The organism is Aliiglaciecola sp. M165, from assembly GCF_007197995.1.
Lineage (GTDB): Bacteria > Pseudomonadota > Gammaproteobacteria > Enterobacterales > Alteromonadaceae > Aliiglaciecola.
The window spans coordinates 327,078-351,875 of sequence record NZ_VKKH01000003.1 but is presented as its reverse complement, the minus strand read 5'-3'; the positions used below and the strand labels follow the sequence as shown (position 1 = coordinate 351,875).

Here is a 24,798-nt window from a genome sequence, read left to right as displayed (position 1 = left end):
ATGGCGTTAACCAAAGCCGAAATGGCAGAACATTTGTTTGAAAAATTGGGTATTAACAAACGAGATGCAAAAGATCTTGTTGAATCGTTTTTTGAGGAAGTTCGAGAAGCGCTTGAGTCAGGTGAGCAAGTTAAGCTTTCTGGTTTTGGCAATTTTGATTTGCGTGAAAAAAACGAGCGGCCTGGTAGGAACCCTAAGACAGGTGAAGATATTCCAATAAAAGCAAGACGTGTTGTAACTTTCCGACCTGGGCAAAAGCTCAAAAGTCGGGTAGAAAACACCGAGCCATCCGGTGGTCAATAATCAATAAACGCACTCTTAGAGTGCGTTTTTTTCGTATTATATTTTTATCAATTTTTCGCGCATCAAAACCTTTTTTCTGGCGAGTCGATAGCGGCTCGCGTGTTTGCGGAAAGCGTAAAAGGTTCTCAACAAGAAACTCCTAATGAATAAAAAATACTTAATTGCACTTGGTGCTTTGGGCGTCATGGTTGTAGCTATTATTAGCCTGCAACATTCTTTTCTAGATAAAAAAGTGGACGCGACAACCCACAGACAAGTGGCAGAGAACAATGAAAACCCGGTTCCAAATCAACAACTGAGCATCTTACCAAGTATCAGTTATCAAACTATTTTGGAAAATGATGAGTTTCAATCGGGCATGCAAGCTGCGGTGAAAAACAGTGATATTGAAGCTGCCAAGGCACTGCAACAAAAGGCCATAGAAATAGCAATAGCCGCTAATTTGCCGGCTTCACAAATAAATTTACTTTCCAGTGACAGCGGTCTGCACTTTATGCAGTTTTTGGCGAAACGTCAGTTGTTTTCCATTGCGTTTGAAAAACGATACCGAGAGTTAAAAGGCATACAAGATCTCAAACTTATCTATCCAGAAGCAAAGGATTTATTTGCAAGATCTGATGAATTGTTGGCCCTACGTGACAAGCAAATTTTGCAAATTGCTCAACAATTAGCTGGGGACGAAGATGTTGCTCCGTATTTAAAACAAGCCCGAGAACAGTGGCTATTGCTAAACCAGCGCGTGGCTCAGTAGGAGCCACGCACCGGATAACGAATACCTCAAAGTTAAAACCATAATTTAGTGTGCGCCACCGCCCACAGTTTCAACTTCATTCACGGTGGATATATCCTCTCGAACAGACAGCCAGGAGACGGCTGATATTGCCAGGCTTATCCCACAAATCACGAACAACAGGTTCTTATCTTCGACTTGTTGAATGACTTTTCCGATGCCTAAACTTGAAACCAGTTGAGGAAGAACAACTGAAAGGTTAAACAAACCCATGTACAGCCCCATTTTTGCGGCATTGACTTTTTGCGACATGATTGCGAAGGGCAAGCTGATCGTTGCGGCCCAACCTATACCTAGAAATGCCATCATCACATAGATGGTAAGTTTGCTACCACCCAACTGCGAAAGTGCGAGGTACGCAATAGCCATAGAAACGATGCAATAGGTGTGAACTTTAACACGACCTATCTTTCTGGCTAGAGGCTCCAATAACAAAGCGGGAAGAATCGCCGAAACTACGCTAAGCACCAGAAAGCTGGCACTGATCACCTGGCCTGTTTGTGTATCGGTTAATTCAGGCAGGTTCTGATTCAAAAAGCCAATCATGTAGATAAACATTGACTGCACTCCGAGCCAGGTAAACGAATGAGCCGCCAATACTTTTTTAAAGCCGATTTCACTGGTGCCATCCGCTTTGATTTGTTCCGCAGCCATTAAGGTTTTTGCAATAAATCCAAGGGTAATTAGCAAACAAGCTATTTCAACCCAATAATGGGTGATTTCGATCCCCGCCATTTTGATTGCAAAGGCATACAGCGAGTAAATTAAGAATCCCCACAAAGGCTCTATCATTTGCATGCCGTTGATGAAACCTAATTTGGGAATGGGTTCTGCTGCTGAATCGTCGCCAAGCACTTCAGGCTCTTTGATAAACAAAGGCGGGATAATTGACATGATGAACACAAGCCCAACACCTATGTAAATCAGCGCATAGTTGTTCCAAAACGTGCCAATAACATAGGCCAGTACGCCAAAGGACCCCGACACAGTCTGCATCCAGGTATAACCTTTGGTGCGTTCATGCCCTTTGGGAGTGACATCGGCTATGATTGCTCGTGTTGGATTAAAGCTTACATTGATTGATAAATCCAAGGTCAATGCGATCAAAACGGCTACACCTAATATACCGTTTACCCCAAGTGCCGATGAAATCACTCCAATATTCGGTAAGGCTAATAAACTAAGTGCTGCAAGCACACCACCAATGATAATGAAAGGACGTCGACGGCCATTCCACAGCCAAACGTTGTCGCTGATCACGCCAACAATTACTTGTCCTAAAATGCCGGCGATGGGGCCCGCTGCCCAAACAAAACCAACATCATGTAAATCCAGCCCATACTGGGTAGTGAGCAACCAACTAAGGGCTGCTATTTGCACAGAAAGCGCAAATCCCATAGCAGTTGCGGGTAAGCTAAGTAACGCGTAAAACCCATTGGTCAGATTTTTCTGAAATGCAAACATGTTATCTCTCTACCGATATTTGTTAACAAGATTGTAACCTAAGTGCTGCCTTGTTCACTGCAAACATACGTATGCAATTATTAGGAATTGGTCGATTTTTCGAATAAATGGCGTCAAAGTTGATAAATTGGGACTTTAATAATCGAAAGAAGGAGAGCAGCGTACAATTAGATGACAATTTCACTTTAGTTATGTTTTTCATTCTTTTATAGTTTTAACAGAATCTAATCAAAAAGAGTGCCGTATGGGCCCAATAATGCTGGACGTTGCAGGATTCGAGCTATCTTCAGAGGAAAGAGAAGTTCTTGCCCATCCTCTAGTCGGTGGATTAATCCTATTCACACGAAATTATCATGATCCGCAACAATTAGCCGAACTTGTCAGACAAATTCGTCAAAGTGCCAAAGATGATATTCTCATTGCAGTAGACCATGAAGGGGGCAGAGTACAGCGGTTTCGTAAAGGCTTTAGCAAAATCCCCGCGATGGGTAAATTGTGGTCAGAAGTTACAGTACCGGACGAACAGTCTCTAACGTTAGCTTCAGAATTTGCTTGGTTGATGGCTTCAGAGTTACTCGCATTAGATATTGATATCAGCTTTGCCCCGGTGTTAGATATTTGTGGGATCAGTGAGGTGATTGGTGATCGCAGTTTTCATCCAATGCCGCAACATATTGTTCCTCTTGCCAGTGCATTTATTCAAGGTATGCATGAGGCTGGCATGAAGGCGACTGGCAAGCATTTTCCTGGTCATGGAAATGTTAAAGAGGACTCACATATTGCTATGCCGATAGATACGCGAAGCAAAGAGGATATCATGTCGATCGACATGCAAGTATTTCAGGCGATTCAGCAAAGAGGGCTGCTAGATGCAGTCATGCCAGCACACGTTATATACCCCGCAGTGGATACTTTGCCTGCTGGCTTTTCTTCGATATGGATACAGCATATTTTGCGCCAGCAAATGGGGTTTGATGGCGTGGTTTTTTCTGATGACTTGTCGATGAAAGGCGCGGAGCATCTTGGGTCTTACGCAGAGCGCGCGCATGCTGCACTGGTTGCTGGCGCTGACATGACATTAGTGTGTAATAACCCTGAAGGTGCCATTGAGGTATTGGATCAGTTAGATAACAATACACCATCATCAAAAAGGACTAGGACGATGTTAAAGTCACCAGTTCAGCTAACATTTGAAGCATTAAAAAAGACCCCCCGCTATCGCTCCGTAAGCGCTAAATTGGACGCTTTTCATGCAGATTAAATACCCCATTGTTGCGGGAGCTTTTGTTGTCTCGCTTCTGTTGTTCTTCATTCTTGTTAGCATTGGTGAGCCTAATCAGATTGCCTCGACAGCCGCGATAACCTTATTTGTAGCAGTTTTATGGGTGTCTGAAGCCTTACCCATTCCAGTCACCTCTTTAATTCCGTTTTTCGCGTTTCCTATGGCGGGCGTATTAACCCATCAACAGGCAGCATCGGCATTGGGTAGTCACGTCATTATGCTGTTGATGGGTGCATTTATGCTATCGAAATCATTAGAGAAGTCTAATGTTCATCAGCGTTTGGCCATTTACATGTTAAGGATGACGGGAAGTCAAAATGCTAAAAGGTTGCTGTTAGGCTTCATGTTAACTGCTGCTATTTTGAGCATGTGGATTTCTAATTCTGCTACCACGCTGATGTTATTGCCCATTGTATTGGCGGTGATACCCCATATTAACAATCCTCGAATTGTCACAGCGCTGATTTTGGGGATCGCTTACGCGGCCAGCCTTGGAGGTGTGGGGACACCGGTAGGGACACCACCAAATATCATATTTATGAGTGTTTACAGCGAGACGCAGGGCAAGGAAATAAATTTCCTGGAATGGATGAAAACAGGGATCCCGATAGTAATCATTGCAATTCCACTCATGGCGATGTGGTTAACGCGCGGGTTATCGCAGATGGAAGATTGTCATCTTCCTAAAGTTGGAACCTGGAGCAGCGCAGAAAAGCGAGTTTTGACAGTATTCGGATGTGTCGCCATAGCCTGGGTAACCAGACCTTATTGGAGTGAATGGCTAAATATGCCAAAGGTTGGAGACAGCACCATTGCATTGATTGGTGTTGTGCTGATGTTTTTGGTGCCTTCTGGAAATAAAACAGAAAAAGGAAAATCAGATTCGTTATTGGATTGGAACACCGCTGTTTCGATTCCTTGGGGTATGTTGTTATTATTTGCTGGCGGTATCTGTATTGCAAAAGCGTTCACCGCTTCAGGATTAAGCGAAGTCATGGGTGGATGGTTAACCGGTTTGTCTGAACTTCCCACCCCTTTGCTAATATTGAGTATTTGCTTGTTTGTTACATTCTTAACCGAAATTACCTCAAATACTGCTACCGCAACGTTATTAATGCCAATACTGGCTACCGCTGGCGTAGCGGCAGGCATTGATCCGGTGTTGTTAATGATGCCAGCGGCTATTAGTGCGAGTTGCGCATTTATGTTGCCTGTGGCCACAGCGCCCAATGCGATCGTTTACGGTACAGATAAAGTGAGAATTCAAACCATGGCAAGAGAAGGCTTTGTATTAAACCTCATTGCGGCAGGCGTCATTACACTTGTTACTATTTTCACCCGAACCTGACGGCGAACCGAAACTTGTTAAGCTTCATCAGACAACAAGGGATCAATGAGTGCTATCCAATGTTCAAGGGGCGAACGATGATTTACGGGCAGCTTTGCGCCATTGTTTACAAACATTGTTGGTGTTGCCCACACCGCTCGCGTAGCCGCATACCTGATTGGTGTGCGGGCAAGAATGTAAATATCTTCATCAGCCATTCGTTTTATAAACGCTTCTCTATTTATCTGGGCATGTTGTTGCGCTAAGTCCGCAACGAGCTGTTGCAAATCATTATGGGTTTTGTGTTTAAATTCAGCGTTGTAAAACTGCTCTTGGTTTTGATACATGAATGAGGCAAACGAATAAAAACGTTCAACGTCGCCTTGGGCAAAAGCAAACAGTCCCAAACTCATATCCCATGCTTGTCGATGATTACTCAGGGTGATCAAGTGTGTTCGTAAGCTAACGGATTGATTTTTATAATGTTCTACTAATGACATAAGCGTTGGCCACGCTTGCTTAGAGTGGGGACATTGCAAATCAACAAACACATCAATTGTCACATTTGCGTTAGCTGCACCCATTACAAAGCCACTCGCGCGATGGGGGATAGGTATTGTCATAATCGTTGTCTAACCTGCTAGCAAAAAACTAGAGCGTAGTTGCATTTTCCGTCACCAACAAGCTTGTTGAGACATTTCAAACGGTTGTTTCTTTGACTTGATGATGAATATTAATTTTTCGAGCCAAGATAAAGAAGTAATCAGACAAGCGATTGACATAACTCAAACAAGATTCAGGGACGGGGTAGTCAGAGATTAACGCAACAAGCCTTCGCTCGGCCCGACGTGCCACCGTCCGGCAAACATGGGTTTGCGCTGCGGTTTTATGGCCACCAGGTAAAAGAAAATGCGTTTGAGCGGGGAGTGATGCCTGTAGTTCATCGATCCTTAACTCTAACTCGGAGACTGCGTTTTGATCCATGGAACTGGTAGCAGAAATGGCAAAACCAATTTGGAACAGATTCTTTTGAATATCTAGCAAAAGGGATTGTTGCGACAATATAATCGGATCGCTATTCTCGCTCAGCAACAAGCCGATATGTGCATTCAACTCATCCAGTGTGCCGTAACACTCCAGTACGTCAGCGCTTTTTTCCATGCGGACCATCTTGTCTGCATAGATCTGCGTCTGACCTTTATCACCTGTTTTTGTATATATCTTCACTGCTTTCTACTGTTGTTGTTCAGATTTGGCGGGTTCGGGAAAATCATACCGTCGGATCTGTACAATTAAACCAAACATCGGGTGATCAAAATAATGAATTTGTTTGCTGATCACTCTTCTGAGCTGTTGGAAAGGGAAACTCTGCAATCTATCTGGTTCCTTTAGCCCAGGCATTTCAACGGCAGAATCATCAGGTTGATTCTGTAGATAAAGAGGCTGATCAAATACCGGTGACCTGAAATCGAGATCGCCATCAATATGCAAGTAAGGGGTGCGTTGAATATAGCGTAGAAACACGGTTAAATTGCCATCCAATTCCCATAGGTCGTGCTCTTGTACCTTTTGACTATCACTGTGCTTGTCGTTAAGGCTTTCCAATTCTGCCACGTTATCCAGCTCAGATACTTGATAGTCATCTGGATCATATTGAAATTGCTCGTTAGCTAGGGCTTCACGAATTTTATCTACAAGACTAAATGCGTTGGATGGTGTTAACGGTGGCGCTTCGTTTTCAAGTTCTTTTGAGATATCTTCCGCTGAATTCTGCTGCACTGTGTCGAGCGCCACGTAATCATCGCTTTTTTCAGATTTTTTGGGTTTGAGAGTTCCATCGGCAACAAATCTGTCAGCAAAATTTTCACCGGCGATTAAGTGAAGCGGTGTCGCATTCTCTTGACCAAAAAACACTTGCTGTCGCCAAGCAAAATGCGACATAAGAGACAAACCCCGTTGACGGTTAATATCACGAGCAAAGTCACTTAACTGCAGACTTTCACTTGAAAGTAGCTGAGGATGCTTTTGCAGGGGCCACTCTCGCTCGGTGACTAACGTTGGCACTTTTTCAACAAATAACGTTGGAGCGGTTTCATTTTCAAAACGACATAAAATCGGATCTGGTGTTGTAAATTCGGTTAAATAAATAGAATCTATCCAAACGCTTAACGCCGCCGTTTTGCTCTCAGCTATTCCGTCTGCAGCCTCGCCAGATAAAACAGTAGTGGGTGCAAGCGCCTCCCTTACCATTTGCTCGGCTTGAACATTCTCAGAAATATCTTGCTGCTCAACGAATCGGTCGTTTTCATTACTATCTAATTGCATTAAATCATCAAGAACTGATAAATCAGGAGCAGGTGCTAACGCTAGGTCAAATTCGGGTATCGCTTGTATTGGCCTAATTTCTTTTGCAGGTGCAAAACAAAGGGGCAAACTTTGATAAAGATAGTTCAAGTCCGGTTGAACATATTCACGCAACAATGGAATGCTCATTTGTGTATCAACTAGACGAAGTTTCGGAGCAAAGTTTTCCATTACCTCACTGGGAGATATATTTCTTTTGTAAACAATGACTTCGATGTCGAACCACCATTCACGTTCCTGAGCGTTGCTTTGCATGCTGGTCAGTGCAACAAATGTCAGCAATCCAACCCAGCACAGGCGACTAACATTGCAAAAGCTAATATGTTTCAATCTAAACAGGTTTTTATTGAAGATTTTCACGCGGCTTTAACCTGGCCTTGTAAATCGTTTAATAGATTATCGACGGCATTGATGCGTTGCTTCACTGACTCATTTTCTATAACAACTTTCAATTTTTGAGGACCTTCTAGTTTGAATTTTTGCGGTTTAGTCTGAATTAGACGAATTAAGTAACCCGGCTCAACTTTAGTATCTGTTGTAAATTCAATGACTGCGCCTTTTAGTGTCGCGTCTATTTTACTTATTCCCAAGCCCTTGGCCTGTAATTTCATTTCTGCAATTTTCACCAGATTCTTAGCAGGATCAGGTAAAAGTCCGAATCGATCAATCAGTTCAATCTGAAATTCTTTAATTGCAGTAAGATCTTTACATCCTGCCAGCTTTTTATACAAGGATAATCTGGTATTCACTTCACCAATGTAATCTTCTGGTAACAATGCAGGTACTCTCAGGTCAATCTCTGTTTGTGCTGAAAGGGCATCCTCTAGCGAGGGCTCTTTGCCTTCTTTTAATGCTTCAACGGCTTGCTCAAGCATATCCATATATAGCGAGAATCCAACAGTGGCTATTTGGCCTGATTGATCGTCGCCGAGCAATTCCCCAGCTCCTCGAATTTCCAGGTCGTGGGTCGCCAATGCGAAACCTGCACCTAAATCTTCCAAGGTTGAAATAGCATCCAACCGTTTTTTCGCGTCACGGGTCATTCTTTTTGGATGAGGCGTAAGTAAGTAGGCGTATGCCTGATGATGCGAGCGACCCACACGTCCTCTAAGCTGGTGAAGCTGCGCCAAACCAAGGTGGTCAGCGCGATCCATAATAATCGTGTTGGCAGATGGCACATCGATACCTGTTTCGATAATTGTCGTGCACACCAACACATTAAACCGCTGGTGATAAAAATCGCTCATAACAGATTCGAGTTCCCGCTCTCGCATTTGGCCGTGGCCGATGGCAATGCGTGCTTCAGGCACTACTTCTGCAATTTCAGCAGCGGTTTTTTCAATCGACTCAACTTCATTGTGTAAAAAGTACACTTGGCCGCCGCGTAATATCTCACGCATAATGGCTTCGCGCAGTAGCTCCTTGCTGCGTTGATGAACAAAAGTTTTAATGGCGAGCCTTTTTGCAGGAGGCGTTGCAATTATGGATAAATCACGCATACCACTAAGTGCCATATTCAGTGTTCGTGGAATGGGTGTTGCTGTCAGGGTAAGAATATCTACGTCGGCTCGCAAAGCTTTAAATTTCTCTTTTTGACGCACGCCAAAGCGATGCTCCTCGTCAATAATAACCAGACCTAAGTCTTTAAATTTAATATCATCTTGCAGTAGCTTATGCGTGCCTATCACAATATCGACTTTACCTTGTTCAATGCCTGACATCACCGATTTCTGGTTTTTACCGGTAACGAATCTAGACATTACTTCGATTTGAAATGGCCACTGGGCAAATCGGTCTTTGAAGTTTTCGTAGTGTTGCTGTGCAAGCAGTGTCGTAGGCACCAATATGGCGACCTGTTTACCTTGATTAGCCGCCAAAAAAGCGGCGCGCATGGCAACTTCGGTTTTACCAAAGCCAACATCACCACAGACAAGCCTGTCCATTGCGTTGGGACTGCCCATGTCTTGAATAACCGCGCTGATAGCTTGTTGCTGGTCAACAGTCTCTTCAAACGGAAAACTGTCTGCAAAGGCTTGATACTCTGGCCAGTCAATTTTATAGGCGAATCCTGGCTTGGCTGCACGCCGGGCATACACATCTAACAATTGTGCAGCGACATCGCGCACTTTTTCCGCTGCTTTTTTCTTTGCTTTGCTCCACGTATCGGAACCTAAAAAGTGCAGGGGAGCATGTTCTAAATCACCGCCACTGTAGCGACTGATTAAATGCAAGGAAGCCACAGGAACATAAAGTTTGGCTTCCTTTGCATACTCTATGGTGAGGTATTCTGTTGTGACGCCACCAGCGTCTAGGGTTTGCAGGCCAATAAAGCGTCCAACCCCATGATCTAGATGTACCACAGGTTGACCTTCGGCCAATTCTGCAAGGTTGCGGATCACTGCACTTTCGTCGGTCGCTTGACGTTTTTCACGCAATCGTCTTTGACTTATTTTGTGACCTAATAATTGCGTTTCAGTTACAAATGCTAGTGCAGCGTCGTTTTCTAACAATTGAAAACTGTGCTCGGCAAGACCAATAGTGATACCAATTTTTTCATGGCTGGCTAGAAAACTGGGTAAGTCATCAAAAACCTTTGCTTTAATGTCTGCCTTGGCCAGCAATTCCACTAAACTTTCTCGACGGCCCTGGGACTCAGCGCAAAATAAGACTTTCTGACCATTTTTCAACCAAGCCTGATGAGAGCTTTTAAGGCTTGTCCAAGGAACCTTATTTTGATGTTTTATGGATATGTCACCGATTGCTTCGATCTGAAAATTGACGCTCCCAGCTTTGGACGTATCAGAGGGCATTGAGTTTAAGTTAACTCTAGGCCAGCGCTTCAATCCACCAAACAGCTCATCGTAACGTTGACAGATATCATTGGGTTCGAGCAACGGCCGAGCAGGGTTATATCGATGTTGTTCATATCGTTCTGTTAAATCTGCCCAGTAAAATTCGCACGCTGAACTCAGGTCACCATGGGTCATAATCAAGGTGTCTTGATGCAAATAATCAAATAGTGTCGAGGTGTGTTCAAAAAATAGTGGGAGATAATACTCAATCCCTCCAGGCATCAAGCCTTTACCCACTTGGTAGTAGACTGACTCTTTACTGTTGTTTGCATCAAATTTTTCAAGATACTGTTGTCTGAATCGTTTGATCGCAGGTTCATCAGTTGGAAATTCTCTGGCGGGTAATAATTTGATCCCCTCGACGGTATCTCCGGAGCGCTGATTATCGGGGTCGAATACTCTGATTGTATCGATTTCATCATCAAACAAATCGATACGAAACGGTTGATTGCTGCCCATTGGAAACAAATCAATGATACTGCCGCGGATACTGTATTCCCCATGACTCATGACCTGGCTAACATTTTGGTAGCCAGATTTCTCCAGACCAAGGGTGAACTCTTTAACGTTCAATGTTTGACCAGTGTTGAGGATCAACAAGTATTGCCCCATAAAGTCAATGGGTGCTAATCGTTGCAGCAAGGTATTAACGGGAACTATGAAAATACAGCGTTTGTTCTGGGTCAATTCGTAAAGTGTTTCCAGACGCTGCGAAACGATGTCTTGATGGGGCGAAAAATTATCGTAGGGGAGGGTTTCCCAATCGGGTAACAATTTGACATCAATCTGGTCTTGGTTATCGCCTTGCAAAAAGAAGTGACACTCTTTTTCAAGTTTCAGTGCAGTTGGCGTATCAGCCGTGACAAGTAGTGTTGACCCCTTGTTGGCCCGTGCGCCTTGAGTGATCGCCAGAGATAAACTACTGCCTTGAAGATTGCCCCATTGAGCAATAAAACCGGGTTTCTTGGGTAAATCCGGTGAAAAAATACTTGTTACCATTAATTTGTTTCGTTTTGTTGTTTCGCACGAGCGCGAAGTTGCAACGTTTGTTGATGCAGACTGGCGCGCACCAGTAGTTCCTGATCTTCTTCTCTAATGCGGCTATACAAAAGCGATATTTGAAAACCATTTTCACATTGTTTCGATTCAACTACTTCGCCAATACAATAGACACCCGCGGCTTCGGCACTGAGAAATATCTTTAACTCAGCATATTCTCCTTCAGCGAAAGGCTTATCGCTCAATAACACTAAACCGCCTCCGCCAAATTCAATCGACTGATAACGGTGTTCTGGCTGATCTTGCTGCTGTAAAATAAACGACATCATTAAATCGATTTTTTTGTTTTGTTGATTGAGAAAGTCTGCGAGGTCTTTTGCATGTTCGCCAAGATTACGCAGGGGTCTTAAAGCTTGAGTATCAACAGCAGACATCTGTGCAGCAATTTGAAATGCGTAGGGCATTTGATCCACTAAGCGGCTCACATGAGGTAAGTCATAATCTTGCCCTAACGGGATCATATTGACACTCAGAGTGTGCTTGATGGTAAAAAACTCATGAAATTGTGCCATTTTTTGTTCAAGACTGGCTGGATCCATAACGTCCTCAATTCAGTTTAATTAGAGCATATCAGCATTGTGCCAAATTGATCCGTACTTTAACTCGGTTATTCCAACCTTTGCATGGTGTTCGCATGTTGTATGCGTCGAATCAAACACGTATTATGCCAGTTTATTCAACGCAGTGAACAGTCAAAAAGACCATTCTTTTTGAATGTTTGTCTCATCGTATTTTGTTTAGGCCTACTTTTAACTATGTCATACCCTGTTTCTGCATTCATTGGTCTGCGATATGCCAAGGCAAGCAAATCAACGCACTTTATTGCATTCATCAACCTGTTTTCGGTGGTGGGGATTGCATTGGGTATGTTGGCGTTGATTACCGTCTCATCTGTCATGAACGGCTTCGAATTGCAGTTAAAAACCAGAATGTTGGGAATAACTCCGCATATTGTCGTTGATACGCTGAAGCAAGATGACACGCTAAGAGTAGATTATTCTTCCCATGAGCTTGTGGCTTTTAGCTCAGCATTCTCTGAAAGTGAAGGCATTGTGCAATCTCGTCGAGGAATACAAGGTGTACTGATCCACGGTATTGATCCCGAGTTTATGCAGAACAGTTCGGTTTTGGCTGATAATATGGTTTACGGTACGTTATCAGATCTGCAAGCAGGTCAATACAATGTTGTTATAGGCCGAGCGTTAGCCACTCAACTCAGCATACGTCCAGGCGATCAACTACGGCTCATTTCTGCCGGTGCTAGCAGTTACAGTCCGTTTGGCAGAATGCCAAGTCAGCGCTTATTTAATGTCGTAGGGATTTTTGATCTGGCCTCACAAATGGATGATAAAGTCGCATACGTGCATATCCATGACAGTGCTAAATTATTGCGAAAAAAAGCTGAAGATGTGAGTCAAACTCGATTGTTTTTGCATGATGCATTTCAATACCAACAGGTTGAAGCCGATATTGATTTACCCACAACTAATTGGCGAGCTCGCCAAGGACCACTGTTTGACGCAGTGAAAATGGAAAAAAACATGATGTCCTTGATGCTACTGCTGATTATTGCGGTGGCCGCGTTTAATATCATTTCTGCTTTGGTAATGATCGTGACCGAAAAGCAAGGTGATATCGCAATTTTACGCACACAGGGTATGAACGGGCGCCAGATACTGTCGATTTTTCTTATCAATGGGTTGTATAACGGCGTTAAAGGCACTGTTATTGGACTCATTGGGGGCTTGTTGGTGGTATGGCAGCTTAACAATTTGCTGCAACTTCTTAATGTGCCTGTGGCCATCGGAGACGGTCAGGGGTTGCCCGTAGATGTTCAATGGCCACAAATTGCCTCTTTGGTCATGTTATCCATAGGACTATGCTTCGCCGCGACACTTTATCCTGCTTATCGGGCTTTGAGAGTTCGGCCAGCAGAAGCGTTGAAGTATGAATAACGTAAACGAGCAAAAGGTAATGAAGCGAATTGTTTCACGATACTTTATACTATCGCACATTGAAATTAGTGATACGTCACTGAACATTGAATTACACACTAAGGTTAGTTAATGCAAAAAACATATATAACTGCACAGCAGCTCCTTGAAGATTCATTCCGCCTCGCGGCAAAAGTCTATCAAGACGGCTTTCGTCCGCACTTTATCGTAGGTATTTGGCGAGGTGGCGCGCCTATCGGGATTGCAGTGCAAGAATATTTTGACTACAAAAAAGTGGATACAGACCACATTGCCGTGCGGACATCGTCATATTATGGCATCGACAAACAATCTAAAGAGATCAAAGTGCATGGTTTACATTACTTGATTGAAAACGCCAATGCGGATGATGCGTTGCTGATTGTCGATGATGTGTTTGATTCGGGTCGCAGTGTCGAAGCCTTGATCAAGCAAATTAAAAAATTGTCACGACGTAATATGCCAGGTGATATACGCGTAGCTTGTCCATATTACAAACCCGCGAATAACAAGACACAACTTGTTCCTAACTACTCGATTCATGAAAGCGATGAGTGGTTAGTTTTCCCTCATGAAATCTCTGGGCTGACGCCGGACGAGATTATGGAAGGAAAAACCGATCTAAAAAATGTTCACGATATTCTTTTTGATAAGTAACGCTTAGTAGTTTCCCCAGAGCGGAAGCCTTTGCTGCCTCCGCTCTGGTCACACTAATCACCTTTGTAACGAAAAATGCTTATGCGCAACAAGGATTGCCTTTTTAAGTGTTATTTGTCTTTCAAATAATATTTATCGTAGAACGTATACACCCAAGTGGGTTTATAAATAATCAACAAAGTCATTGTCATACCGTTTAACATACCTTCCGAGAAAAGTAATAAAGGGATCAACATTAAATAGGTATCAACAATGATATCCGCCGGGTAAAAACTCTCAAGGTAATAGTAACCGCCCAGTAATAACATCTTAAGTGCAATCATCGCAGCCCCGGCAAAAAATGCGCAGAAGAACACATAGACGAAAAAATGTCTGGGCAGTTTATGAAATGAAAAGTTATATATGAGATAGCTGATTAGTATTGGGGCCGTAATTCCCAACAATCCGTTCACGCCAAACATACCCCATCCATCATAACCGGCAAGGGTAGCGACAAATAGCGTAATAAACCCACTTAACAGCGCCCACCGCAATCCCAATAACAGTGTCATTGCGGTAAGCCATAAAAAGTGAACGTCCAAGCCCGGTGTAACACCCACTCTGAACAGCCATAACCCGAAAACAGAAATCGACGCGCCTAGAACAAGATGTTGCTTTTTCTTATCTTCAACAAATTCGGCAAAAGATACTTTTCTAAGGATAAATACAATGCTGCCTAAATATACCAGCCACGCTATCGATTGAATGAAGGTAATATCAAACATCTAGGACTCGTAAGTTGCCCATATCGGCGCATGATCAGAAGGCTTTTCAATTCCCCTTAATTCATAATCGATACCGGCATCTTTTAGATGCTGGTGCAAAGTCTTGGTGGCGAGGATCAAATCGATGCGTAATCCGCGATTATCATCGAAGCCTTTAGAACGATAATCAAACCAGCTGTAATGCTCTGAACCATCAGGATTTAGGCTCCGGAACCCATCCTCAAATCCCCATTTAAACAAATCGTTTAGCCATTGACGCTCTTCCGGCAGGAAGCTGCATTTTCCTGTCCGCAACCAACGTTTGCGGTTGTCTTCACCTATTCCGATATCCATATCCGTGTGCGAAATATTAACATCACCCATGACAACAACATTTTCATCATTCTGATGATGTTGGGTTAGGTAACCCATCAAATCTTGATAAAACTTTCGTTTGGCAGGATATTTAGTTTCGTGAGATTGATTTTCACCCTGCGGAAAATAGCCATTTAATACACGCACTGGCTCTCCATTGGGCATAGGATAGGTCACCATGATCATTCTGCGTTGGGCATCTTCACTGTCTGAGGGGAAGCCGTATTGCACGTCCAAAGGCTTTTGTTTACACAACATTGCCACGCCATAGTGGCCTTTTTGTCCATGAAAATAAACGTGATAACCCAAAGCCGCGACATCATCAATGGGAAACTGATCATTGTGCACCTTAATTTCTTGTAGCCCAATCACATCCGGCTGGTGCTTTTCTATCAATGCACTAAGTTGATGCAAGCGTGCCCGAATGCCATTGATATTGAACGAGACAAATTTCATAATGATTCCATGCAAAGATAACAATGCTAGCAAACATTCCATCGCGGCTAAACTCGTTTCGGCTTAAATTCCAGTAATTACATCGGTCTATCGCCTGTCTGAATGCCGCTATTTTTGCTTGGTTTTAGGGACCCAAACCGGTTACCATGAAACGCAGAAAATAATGCGGCGAAGGGAAAATGAAAAATAATATGAGGGTATTTTTGTGCTGCATTTGATTCAATCAAACAAAATGGAAGTTCTGCAGCAACAACTCATCGCATTAATTAAAACCTCTGGCTATGCCAAGGATAACCTGCAAAGAATTCTGCAGCCCGACACAATTATTGTACAAAGCCCAGGTATGGCTCAGTGGCTTAAAATTGACATTGCCAATTCACTAAACATTGCCGCAAATATCGATTTTCCGCTTCCTTCAAGTTATATCTGGAACCAATATCAAGCGTATTTTGATGACTTGCCTACAACCTCGTCTTTTACCAAAGATAATATGACTTGGAAATTGATGCAGGTGTTACCCGGTTACCTTTCACATCCAGCATTTTCGCAGGTAAATGATTATGTTAAACAGGGTAGTCAGTTTACCTTGTTTCAACTTTGCCAAAAAATCGCCGACGTTTATGATCAATACCAAGTCTACCGACCTGATTGGATCATGAGTTGGGAGTCTGGAGGCGAGCTTGCTGATCCATCTTTTGAACCATCGATTATCGACAATCACCAATGGCAAGTGATTTTATGGCGTGCGCTGGTGGAAGAAACCGAATCTCTGGGTGAATCAACGTATCACCGTGCAAACCTTCATTCACAGCTAATCGAAAAAATTAGCCGCGATAACTTGGAAAAAGAACCGCTGCCTTTGTATATCTTTGGTATTTCAGCACTTCCGCAGCAGCAATTGCAGGTGTTTGAAGCCATTGGTCAAAATCGAGACGTTTTTCTTTTTTGGTGCAACCCCTGTGCGCAATACTGGGGCGACATCGTCGATGAAAAGACCCGAGTAAAACGTCGATTAAGCGCACAGTCTCAACCCGCAGAAAAAAATCCCAACGATGGATATTTAGACGTTGGTAATCCGCTGTTGGCTAGTTGGGGGAAACCGGGCAGGGACTACCACGAAATGTTGTTGATGAGCAGTGCCGAACAACATGATTATTTTATTGAATACGAACCCCAAAATATGCTCGAAACGCTGCAATCTGAAGTGCTGAATTTAACCATGCGAGGGAGCCATCTGCCCCTAAGCGCAGAGGAATTATTAGGAGACGGAGAGCAGTTTCCCAAAATAATTGTCGCGACTGACGACAATTCAATACAAATTCACAGTTGTCATTCTAAAATCAGAGAACTAGAAGTTCTGCATGATTTTTTGCTCCATCAATTTGAAGCCAATCCTCAGCTTAATCCAACCGATATCGTTGTAATGATGCCTGACGTTGCAAGCTACGCGCCCTATATTGACGGTGTCTTTGGCAGCATGACAACAGACATGTTCATCCCTTACAGCATTTCCGATCGGAACGTTACACAAGAGTCAGATGTTGTTGACAGTTTTCTACAAATGTTGAGCTTGCATCAAAGTCGTTTAGGCCTGACAGATGTTTTGACATTGTTGGAAGTGCCCGCTATCGCGGCAAAGTTCGAAATAACGCTTGATGACTATGAAAACATTCGATTTTGGTTGACAGACTCAGGCTTCAGATGGGGATGGGATGACGAAGACAAACAACGTTGGTTGTTACCGGAGACTTTTCAAAATACGTTTTTATTCGCATTGGAACGCCTGATTGCAGGCTATGCCATGTCAGGTCACAACCTGTTCGAGCGAATCGCCGACGAAGACACCAAAAATCGATATTCCTTTATATCACCTTATCTTGATATCGAAGGGCAAAATGCCTTAGCGTTAGGCAAGTTATATGAATTTGCCAAGTGCCTGCATGACATGATGCAGTTTTGCTCTCTACAGGCGCCGCTGCAGAGTAAAAGCGAAGCGGCCCTTGAGTTTATTGATCGATTTTATTTAGTACCAGAAGAGCAACAGGTTTTTCTGAATAAGCTGCGTCAAGGGATAGAATCCATAGCTGAGCATCATCAGCAATACGACGCTCCAATTGAACAAGACATATTTTATTCGGCCGTTAAAGAAAGCATACAAAGTAAAGGGGTAGGGCAACGTTTTCTGGCCGGCACGGTAAATTTTTGTACATTGATGCCGATGCGCAGCATTCCATTTTCGCAAGTGTGTCTTTTGGGAATGAATGATCAAGATTATCCTCGTCAAACCGTACCTATTGGATTTGATTTAGTCAGACATAGTAGCGCAAGACGCGGGGATCGCTCTCGAAGACAAGATGACCGATATTTGTTTTTAGAAGCGTTATTGTCCGCCAGACAACAGCTTTATATTAGTTTTATTGGTGCAAGTGCCAGAGACAACTCTGATCGCAACCCATCCATTTTGGTTTCTGAGTTAACAGACTATTGCCTGAGTGTTTTTTGTTTATCTGCACCTGTTGAAGATCTTGCCGATTCGACAAACGACCGGATGTTGCAACACATCCAATTTAGTCATCATTTGCAACCATTCAGTGAACCTTATTTTCGCCAGGGTGGAAAACTGTCATTGAGTTTTCAACAACATTGGTTGTCGGTAATCAATCAGCGCCAATTGACAGAGATCGCATCGCCATTTATCACTGAAGCTTTGCCAAAGCCAGAGGAATTGGGTTCATCGAATATTGAACTAAATGAATTGGTGGCGTTTTATGTCAATCCTGCGCGCTACTTTTTTCACTTTCGCTGGCGCACTGGTTTGCAAATCTACCATGACTCCCTCGTTGACGAGGAGCCATTTAACATCGATGGCTTGCTGCGTTATCACATGAACCAAACCCTCGTTGAAAAAGCGACATCAGCAAGCTTTGATGCCGCTGGACTGGAATCTCAAGCGCTGGCTCAGTGGCAATCGCAGGGCATTTTGCCAATCGGAGAAATCGGTAAACTAGATGCCAAGGATATCTTTTTAGACAATGAAGAATTCTTGCAACGGGTGATGGACGCGACGGGAGAACAAAAAAAACAACGTGCCGAAGTTGACATCGTATTAGGCGAATTCAATTTACAGGGCTGGGTGCAAGACATTTTTAACCATAACTTGATTTTGTTCAGGCCTGGTAAATTACGCGGACAGGACAAACTCAAACTTTGGCTACTTTGGTTGAGCTATTGCGCGATGCAAAATTCAAACAAAAGTGCAAACTCAGGCGACCTTCAAGGAATTTTTGTTGCCAAAGACAAAAGCTTTACGTTATCGGCCGTAGAACCCAAGGAGGCGCGTAGCGAGCTCGCCAAACTAATACAGGTCTATCAAAATGGGCTCAATGAGCCTTTGCCGTTTTTTCCAAATAGTGCGGCAACTTGGATAGAAACTGGCGACTTGAATAAAGCTATTGCTGTTTTTGATGGAAATTATATGGTTAGTGGCGAAGGCCAAGAGGCGAATATCCAGCGAATGTTTCCGCAATTGCAAGAGGTGCTTGACCGTTTCGATGAGATATCCCAACAGGTTGTCGCGCCTATGTACCAATGGGAAGTGAAATCGTGAATATTTTAGATACCTATCGATTCCCATTAAAAGGGGCGGCATTGATAGAAGCCAGTGCGGGAACGGGCAAAACCTACACCATTGTTAACTTGTATTTACGGTTAATTTTGGGACACAACTGTGCGCATTTGGGACATTTATCCGTTGAAAATATTCTGGTTGTCACCTTTACTAATGCTGCCACGGCGGAGTTGAAAGAGCGTATAAGAGCTCGTATTCATCAATGCTATTTGGATTTTTACCAAGGGTACAGCGACGATGGCTTTATCCAAAAATTGATAGACGATACCGAGGATTTATCTAAGGCATGTGAAACCTTGTCTTTAGCTGAAAAGCAAATGGACGAGGCAGCGATCTATACTATCCACAGTTTCTGCCAAAAAATGCTAGCAGAGTATGCGTTTGAGAGTGGCAGCGCCTTTGGTGAACAATTTGAATTGGATGAATCAAGCTGGTTAAAACTGGCGGTAGAAGATTACTGGCGTCGTTTCATCGTGCCATTGGATGCACATGAAGCCTTATGGTTAAGGAATATTTGGTCTACACCACAACATTTACTTGCGAATTTAAAACCGCTAATCCATAAATCGGTCTCCTTGACTAAAATCGTACAATTGGATTCGGCCAAACAACACGTCAATGCTGCAGATGAAGCCAGCGTTGCCTTGAAAAAATGGTGGCTAGCCAATCAAGTCTCGGCGCATCTTCAACAAGCTCACTTGAAAGGCAATACCCGGTTGGGTAAACCACAAATTTATTCGCAAATGGATGCGTTTTGTCATAGCACATTATTAATGTGCCCGTTTAAGCAAGGTTGGGTAGACTTTTTTCCAGATCGAGTGGCAAAAGCTAAGTCCACCAAAAGCCCAGACCTCTCCATGTTAGATTTTTCACGGTTTGAACACGCCGAAAGCCTGCGAATAAAAGCGTTGCAAGATTATCATCAGGCTCGTCTTCAACACGCGTTTGAACAGGTGAGGATTAACCTGAAATCGTTGAAACAACAAAATCACCTGCTAACCCCTGATGACTTATTGACGCGCCTAAGAGATGCCTTGACACAAAAGCAGGGCAAGGCGCTTGCAGAAGCGGTTGGTGCTCGTTTCAAAGCTGCATTAATTGATGAATTTCAAGATACAGATAACGTTCAGTTTGAATTGTTTAGCCACCTCTATCCGCTGAACCAATCCCAACATAGCTTCACCATGATTGGAGATCCCAAGCAAGCAATCTACGCTTTTCGTGGTGCTGATATCTTTACTTATATTCAGGCCAAACGAGATATAAATGATCAACATCATTATACCCTGGACACCAACTGGCGCTCTCAGAGAGATCTTGTCGAAGCGGTCAACTGTTTTTTTGCAACCAGCGAAAACGGCTTTTTATTTGAACAGGACATTCCATTTTTACCGGTAAAACCGGCCAGAGAAAAAACACAGGTGCAAACTGAACAAGGGGAAATGGCAAGCCTGCGTTTTGTGAATCTAACTGATAAGAGTGAGTTTCTCAGTGCTGCGAAAGCTAAACCCGCGCTGGCACGATACACCGCCAACGCCATTGTTGAATTAATAGAAAGTGGCAGCATTAGTTCATTAAATGAAACTGGTGACGTTACAAATCAATCGGTGACAGCTGGGGATTGTTGCGTACTGGTGCGTGATCGCAGCGAAGCAGCGATGATTAAACAGGCACTCAATGACGCTAATGTGGAATGCGTTTTTCAAGTTCGTCATAGTGTTTTTGCAAGTGAAACCGCGAATGATCTGTATAGATTATTAACGGCCCTGGCTGATCCAACCGATGATCGCAAACTCAAAGCAGCCTTAATGGGCAGTATGTTTTGCATGAATGCAACAGAATTGGATGAATTGTTTAAAGACGAACTTGCCTGGCAAGGGTTAGTTGAAAAATGTCTCAAATGGCGTGCACGTTGGCAAACTCAGAGCGTCATGTTAGTGCTCAATCAGTTTTTACAGCATTTTGATGTGTTTTCCCGACTAATTGTCAATGACAAAGACGGACTTAGACAAATCACTGATTTACGCCACTTAACGGAATTATTACAGCAACAGAGTGTCACATCGCCTGGTGAGAGCCAGCTGGTATATTGGTTGGGACAACAGATTTTACAGCCTGACCATGCCAGTGAGTCTCAACAATTACGACTGGAAACGGATGAAAATTTGGTGCAGATAATCACCATGCATACATCAAAAGGCTTGGAGTTTCCATTGGTGTTTGTACCCTTTGCCTGTGCATATAGGTCGGCTTCTGAAGCGATTTTTCACGATGAGAACAGACAATTACAGTACGATGCATTGAATCAGCCATTTGGTTTGCAAATTGCTGATGAAGAGCGTTTAGCTGAAGACATTCGTTTGTTGTACGTTGCGCTCACCAGGGCAATTCACCATTGTTTTGTTGGTATTTGGAATCCGACATTAGGACGTTCCAGTAAACAATCGGGATTAGCTCTGACCGCAATGGGGAAATTGTTACTGAAATCTGATGATTTACCCTCAAACGAGACGATAACTAAGCGCTTGGAACAATTGCAAAAACATTCTTCTGTAGAGGTTGTTAGCGTTGGGCTTGAGCCTGAACTCTATGTTTATCAGCCGCCACAAGTTTCAGCCGAAACGACTTATCAGATCGCTAAGTTGAGTCGTTCCATTAACCGAAATTGGCGTATTACCAGCTATTCCGCCATTGCCAAAAATCAACATCATATTGAAGCAGAACTACCCGGCACAGATGAGAAGCCACTTTCTCCGGCTATGGTAGAAAGTGAAACTGTGCTGGTTGATGACGAGTCTCGGCTGGATCGATTTAGCTTTACGCGAGGCGCTCAGGCAGGCTCATTTTTGCACGGTGTGTTCGAAAATTTTGATTTTCAACAACTCGATCAACTTTCTGATGTCATCGAACAACAAGGAACTTGGTTCGGCATTGAAGATAAGTGGTTTTCAATAGTAGAAAAATGGGTGCAGGAAATTCTTCAAACACCGATTACTCTACACCAACACTCAGACGTTTCACCAATACAGACACAATTTAGCTTACAGGAGCTTTCCAGCGCGCAAATCTGTGCAGAAATGGAATTCCATCTTCCACTTCATCAAGTCAATGAAAAAGATTTTAACTCGCTTATCAATCGCATATTTCCTGCAACACGAAGGCATTATCAGTTCCAGGAACTTAATGGCATGTTGAAAGGTTTTATTGATTTAACCTTTATTGTTAACGGACGCTTTTATGTGGCGGATTACAAGTCCAATCATATCGGTGATGCCTATGAGGAATACATTCCCGAAAAGTTAGAACAAGCCATGATTGATCATGATTATCATCTGCAAAGTGTTTTATATATCTTGGCTTTGCATCGATGGCTTAAGGTTAAAGTTGCTGACTACGATTACGAACACCATATAGGTGGCGCTTTTTATTGGTTCTTGCGAGGCATGTCACCTAACTTTCCTGGTCATGGTATCTATTATTTCAAACCAGCATTATGTGACATTGAGGCACTCGACCAACTTTTTGATGGCACGCACAATCAGCCGCCAGTGAATGAAATTGAAAGCTCAGAGCCACAGTCTCCACAACAGTTGGGGCTGTGGCAATGAATTCAGTTAACACCTTCGAAATTTCTGCAAAAACGCAAATTAGTGAACTGGGTTTGAACAGCCTCGATATTGCATTTGGACAATTTGTTTTTCAACAAAACAAACCGCAAAACATCTGTGTTGCTTTATTTGCAAGTTTGTTAAGTCAGCGGTCTAGGCATCAAGACAGTTGCCTGGATTTGAACGATTTACCCGAGGCAACGTTGGCGTTATTAGGCACAACTTCAGTTTCAGCGTTACAGCAAATATTAACGCAGGCCAGTTGTGTGGCGACAAGACCGAAAGAACAGATGAGCCAGCCGATAGTACTTGAACATAATCAAGGTTATCTGCGTCGTTACTACGACTATGAAGTGGCATTGTCCGCAGTGATCCAAAGACGTCTATCAAAAAAAATAGATTTGGACATTGGGTATCTTAAACAACTCCTTGACCAACTGTTTCCTGCGGCTAGCTCTGTAAATAAACATGTCGAAGAGTCGATTGATTGGCAAAAAGTTGCGGTGTGCGTTGCTGCAAGCCAGTCGTTCAGTGTTATTACGGGTGGGCCTGGAACAGGTAAAACCACGACCGTAGCGAAGCTACTCGCAGTATTGCAAGGTTTACAACCTAAAGACGCTCGCCCATTAACGATCAAGCTGGTAGCACCCACCGGTAAAGCCGCAGCACGATTAAGTGAATCACTAATAGGTGCTAAAAAAATCCTACCAGAGAGTTTTCAATCTACTTTAGATGCTCAATCCAGCACCATCCATAGATTGCTGGGTGTTAAAATTCGCAGTGTCGAGTTTAAACACAACCGGTCAAATCCTCTGCATTTGGATGTGTTGATTGTAGATGAAGCGTCGATGGTTGATTTACCCTTGATGTGTAAGCTGCTTGACGCGCTGCCACCTCAGGCAAGAGTCGTGTTACTCGGTGATCACAATCAATTGACGTCTGTAGAAACTGGCAGCGTACTCTACGATATTTGCCAGTCGGCTAAGGCTGCGGAGCATACAGCACAGTTTAGTCAGCATATGTCTGATTTGATCAGCGCTGCTGCAGGCATTGATATCAAATACATAGGACGAAACAACAATAGCAAAGAGGAGAGCTACTCTCCCATGCAAGACGCTTTGGTGACTCTTCGAAAAAGTCACCGGTTTTCGGATGCAAGTGAAATAGGTCAATTATCTAAAGCGGTGATCAATGGTCAGATAGATGCTTCGTTAACGCTCTTAGCAAAAGGCGAGCAAACGCGATGGCATCAGCACGCCACCGTCAATGATTTGGTACAGCGCTTTGCCGCCAATTTGCATGACTATTTTGATGCCATCCAGAGCGGTGACGTTACAAAAGCCTTTGCGCAACTTGAAAAACAGCAAATACTTTGTGCATTTAAAACGGGAGAATGGGGCGTTGAAAACATTAACCACAAAATTGAACATGAGCTGGTCAAACAAGGCGTCATTGAATTAGGGGAGGCAGATTATGCTGGTCATGGGATCATGTTATCGAGTAATGATCACAATCTAGGCTTATTCAATGGTGATATTGGCATTGTCATGCCAGATCCAGAAAATCCTCAGCTTAATAAAGCCTGGTTTAAAGAGGGACCGGATAATATCCGAGGTGTGTTGTTGAGTCGTTTACCACCTTATGACACGGTTTATGCCATGACGATCCATAAAAGCCAAGGCTCCGAATTTCAAACCATTCATCTTTGCCTACCCGATTACGTTGCTGCGCACCACAATGCAAGCTTAAGCAGAGAGCTGTTTTACACTGGGCTAACTCGCGCGCGAGAATCCTTCCATCTGTATAGTAAAAAAGATGTATTGCTGAACTGTTTAACATCCCATTGCCGACGCAGTAGCGGATTGAGTCAGAGGTTGAATCAGGTTTGAATTAAATTAGCGTTGGCAATGTATCAGA

The 24,798-nt window shown here is 43.4% G+C and carries 17 protein-coding genes; 9 read left to right on the top strand and 8 right to left on the bottom strand.

The genetic code is table 11. The features are described from left to right. Positions 1-303 (top strand): integration host factor subunit alpha, encoded by a 303-nt coding sequence (gene ihfA / locus FM019_RS07115; protein WP_143835230.1) that lies wholly within the window; start codon positions 1-3, stop codon positions 301-303. A gap of 142 nt (positions 304-445) precedes the next feature. Further along, positions 446-1,054, top strand: coding sequence for a hypothetical protein (locus FM019_RS07110; protein ID WP_143835229.1), 609 nt, complete (start codon positions 446-448; stop codon positions 1,052-1,054). Positions 1,055-1,099: 45 nt separating this feature from the next. Here the strand turns inward: FM019_RS07110 and FM019_RS07105 are convergent, their stop codons facing one another. Continuing rightward, positions 1,100-2,557 carry an MFS transporter gene (locus FM019_RS07105; protein WP_143835228.1) on the bottom strand — a complete coding sequence of 486 codons (1,458 nt, stop codon included), beginning with the start codon at positions 2,555-2,557 and terminating at the stop codon, positions 1,100-1,102. A 244-nt stretch (positions 2,558-2,801) separates the two neighbouring features. On the opposite strand from FM019_RS07105, the gene nagZ reads away from it, so the two are divergent. Further along, entirely contained in the window at positions 2,802-3,818 is a 1,017-nt protein-coding gene (nagZ, locus tag FM019_RS07100) for a beta-N-acetylhexosaminidase (RefSeq protein WP_143835227.1), read from the top strand. Then, positions 3,808-5,187: an SLC13 family permease gene (locus FM019_RS07095; RefSeq protein ID WP_143835226.1), complete on the top strand. Its 1,380-nt coding sequence runs from the start codon at positions 3,808-3,810 to the stop codon at positions 5,185-5,187. Before nagZ ends, FM019_RS07095 begins: the two co-directional genes overlap by 11 nt. A 17-nt stretch (positions 5,188-5,204) precedes the next feature. Here FM019_RS07095 and FM019_RS07090 read toward each other — a convergent pair whose 3' ends face one another. The 5 genes from FM019_RS07090 to FM019_RS07070 form a co-directional block, all read right to left on the bottom strand. After that, positions 5,205-5,789, bottom strand: a complete 585-nt coding sequence (locus FM019_RS07090) for a DsbA family protein (RefSeq protein WP_143835225.1) — start codon at positions 5,787-5,789, stop codon at positions 5,205-5,207. Between the two features lie 76 nt (positions 5,790-5,865). After that, a complete protein-coding gene (locus tag FM019_RS07085; protein ID WP_143835224.1) occupies positions 5,866-6,393 on the bottom strand; it encodes a cob(I)yrinic acid a,c-diamide adenosyltransferase in 528 nt (175 codons plus the stop codon). Between the two features lie 6 nt (positions 6,394-6,399). Beyond that, positions 6,400-7,890 carry a CsiV family protein gene (locus FM019_RS07080; protein ID WP_143835223.1) on the bottom strand — a complete coding sequence of 497 codons (1,491 nt, stop codon included), beginning with the start codon at positions 7,888-7,890 and terminating at the stop codon, positions 6,400-6,402. After that, complete coding sequence (gene mfd, locus FM019_RS07075) at positions 7,887-11,381, bottom strand: transcription-repair coupling factor (RefSeq protein ID WP_143835222.1); 3,495 nt, start codon at positions 11,379-11,381, stop codon at positions 7,887-7,889. The genes FM019_RS07080 and mfd overlap by 4 nt, the downstream gene beginning before the upstream one ends. After that, positions 11,381-11,980, bottom strand: a complete 600-nt coding sequence (locus FM019_RS07070; protein WP_143835221.1) for a PilZ domain-containing protein — start codon at positions 11,978-11,980, stop codon at positions 11,381-11,383. The genes mfd and FM019_RS07070 overlap by 1 nt, the downstream gene beginning before the upstream one ends. 216 nt (positions 11,981-12,196) lie before the next feature. Here FM019_RS07070 and FM019_RS07065 point away from each other — a divergent pair, with 216 nt between their 5' ends. After that, complete coding sequence (locus FM019_RS07065; protein ID WP_143835220.1) at positions 12,197-13,396, top strand: lipoprotein-releasing ABC transporter permease subunit; 1,200 nt, start codon at positions 12,197-12,199, stop codon at positions 13,394-13,396. Positions 13,397-13,507: 111 nt separating this feature from the next. Further along, positions 13,508-14,071 (top strand): phosphoribosyltransferase, encoded by a 564-nt coding sequence (locus tag FM019_RS07060; RefSeq protein ID WP_143835219.1) that lies wholly within the window; start codon positions 13,508-13,510, stop codon positions 14,069-14,071. A gap of 110 nt (positions 14,072-14,181) precedes the next feature. Here FM019_RS07060 and FM019_RS07055 read toward each other — a convergent pair whose 3' ends face one another. Continuing rightward, positions 14,182-14,835, bottom strand: coding sequence for an energy-coupling factor ABC transporter permease (locus FM019_RS07055; RefSeq protein ID WP_143835218.1), 654 nt, complete (start codon positions 14,833-14,835; stop codon positions 14,182-14,184). Then, the gene (gene xthA / locus FM019_RS07050) at positions 14,836-15,645 is read right to left on the bottom strand and encodes an exodeoxyribonuclease III (RefSeq protein WP_143835217.1); all 810 of its coding nucleotides are present in this window, start codon (positions 15,643-15,645) and stop codon (positions 14,836-14,838) included. Between the two features lie 205 nt (positions 15,646-15,850). On the opposite strand from xthA, the gene recC reads away from it, so the two are divergent. Genes recC through recD form a run of 3 tightly spaced genes read left to right on the top strand, consistent with a single transcriptional unit; the run spans position 15,851 to position 24,770 of the window. Further along, on the top strand, positions 15,851-19,252 hold the full coding sequence (gene recC / locus FM019_RS07045) for an exodeoxyribonuclease V subunit gamma (RefSeq protein WP_143835216.1): 3,402 nt from the start codon (positions 15,851-15,853) through the stop codon (positions 19,250-19,252). Beyond that, entirely contained in the window at positions 19,249-22,881 is a 3,633-nt protein-coding gene (gene recB, locus FM019_RS07040) for an exodeoxyribonuclease V subunit beta (RefSeq protein WP_185969218.1), read from the top strand. The genes recC and recB overlap by 4 nt, the downstream gene beginning before the upstream one ends. Next, the gene (recD, locus tag FM019_RS07035) at positions 22,878-24,770 is read left to right on the top strand and encodes an exodeoxyribonuclease V subunit alpha (RefSeq protein WP_143835214.1); all 1,893 of its coding nucleotides are present in this window, start codon (positions 22,878-22,880) and stop codon (positions 24,768-24,770) included. Before recB ends, recD begins: the two co-directional genes overlap by 4 nt. Positions 24,771-24,798 lie beyond the last annotated feature (28 nt).

Excerpts from the sequence above, each read along its gene's own strand:
- FM019_RS07065 (WP_143835220.1), top strand. The coding sequence starts at position 12,197 with ATGTCATACCCTGTTTCTGCATTCATTGGTCTGCGATATGCCAAGGCA.
- FM019_RS07060 (WP_143835219.1), top strand. The coding sequence starts at position 13,508 with ATGCAAAAAACATATATAACTGCACAGCAGCTCCTTGAAGATTCATTC.
- FM019_RS07090 (WP_143835225.1), bottom strand. The coding sequence starts at position 5,789 with ATGACAATACCTATCCCCCATCGCGCGAGTGGCTTTGTAATGGGTGCA.
- nagZ (WP_143835227.1), top strand. The coding sequence starts at position 2,802 with ATGGGCCCAATAATGCTGGACGTTGCAGGATTCGAGCTATCTTCAGAG.
- FM019_RS07055 (WP_143835218.1), bottom strand. The coding sequence starts at position 14,835 with ATGTTTGATATTACCTTCATTCAATCGATAGCGTGGCTGGTATATTTA.
- FM019_RS07070 (WP_143835221.1), bottom strand. The coding sequence starts at position 11,980 with ATGGATCCAGCCAGTCTTGAACAAAAAATGGCACAATTTCATGAGTTT.
- mfd (WP_143835222.1), bottom strand. The coding sequence starts at position 11,381 with ATGGTAACAAGTATTTTTTCACCGGATTTACCCAAGAAACCCGGTTTT.
- FM019_RS07105 (WP_143835228.1), bottom strand. The coding sequence starts at position 2,557 with ATGTTTGCATTTCAGAAAAATCTGACCAATGGGTTTTACGCGTTACTT.
- FM019_RS07095 (WP_143835226.1), top strand. The coding sequence starts at position 3,808 with ATGCAGATTAAATACCCCATTGTTGCGGGAGCTTTTGTTGTCTCGCTT.
- FM019_RS07110 (WP_143835229.1), top strand. The coding sequence starts at position 446 with ATGAATAAAAAATACTTAATTGCACTTGGTGCTTTGGGCGTCATGGTT.
- recD (WP_143835214.1), top strand. The coding sequence starts at position 22,878 with ATGAATTCAGTTAACACCTTCGAAATTTCTGCAAAAACGCAAATTAGT.
- ihfA (WP_143835230.1), top strand. The coding sequence starts at position 1 with ATGGCGTTAACCAAAGCCGAAATGGCAGAACATTTGTTTGAAAAATTG.
- xthA (WP_143835217.1), bottom strand. The coding sequence starts at position 15,645 with ATGAAATTTGTCTCGTTCAATATCAATGGCATTCGGGCACGCTTGCAT.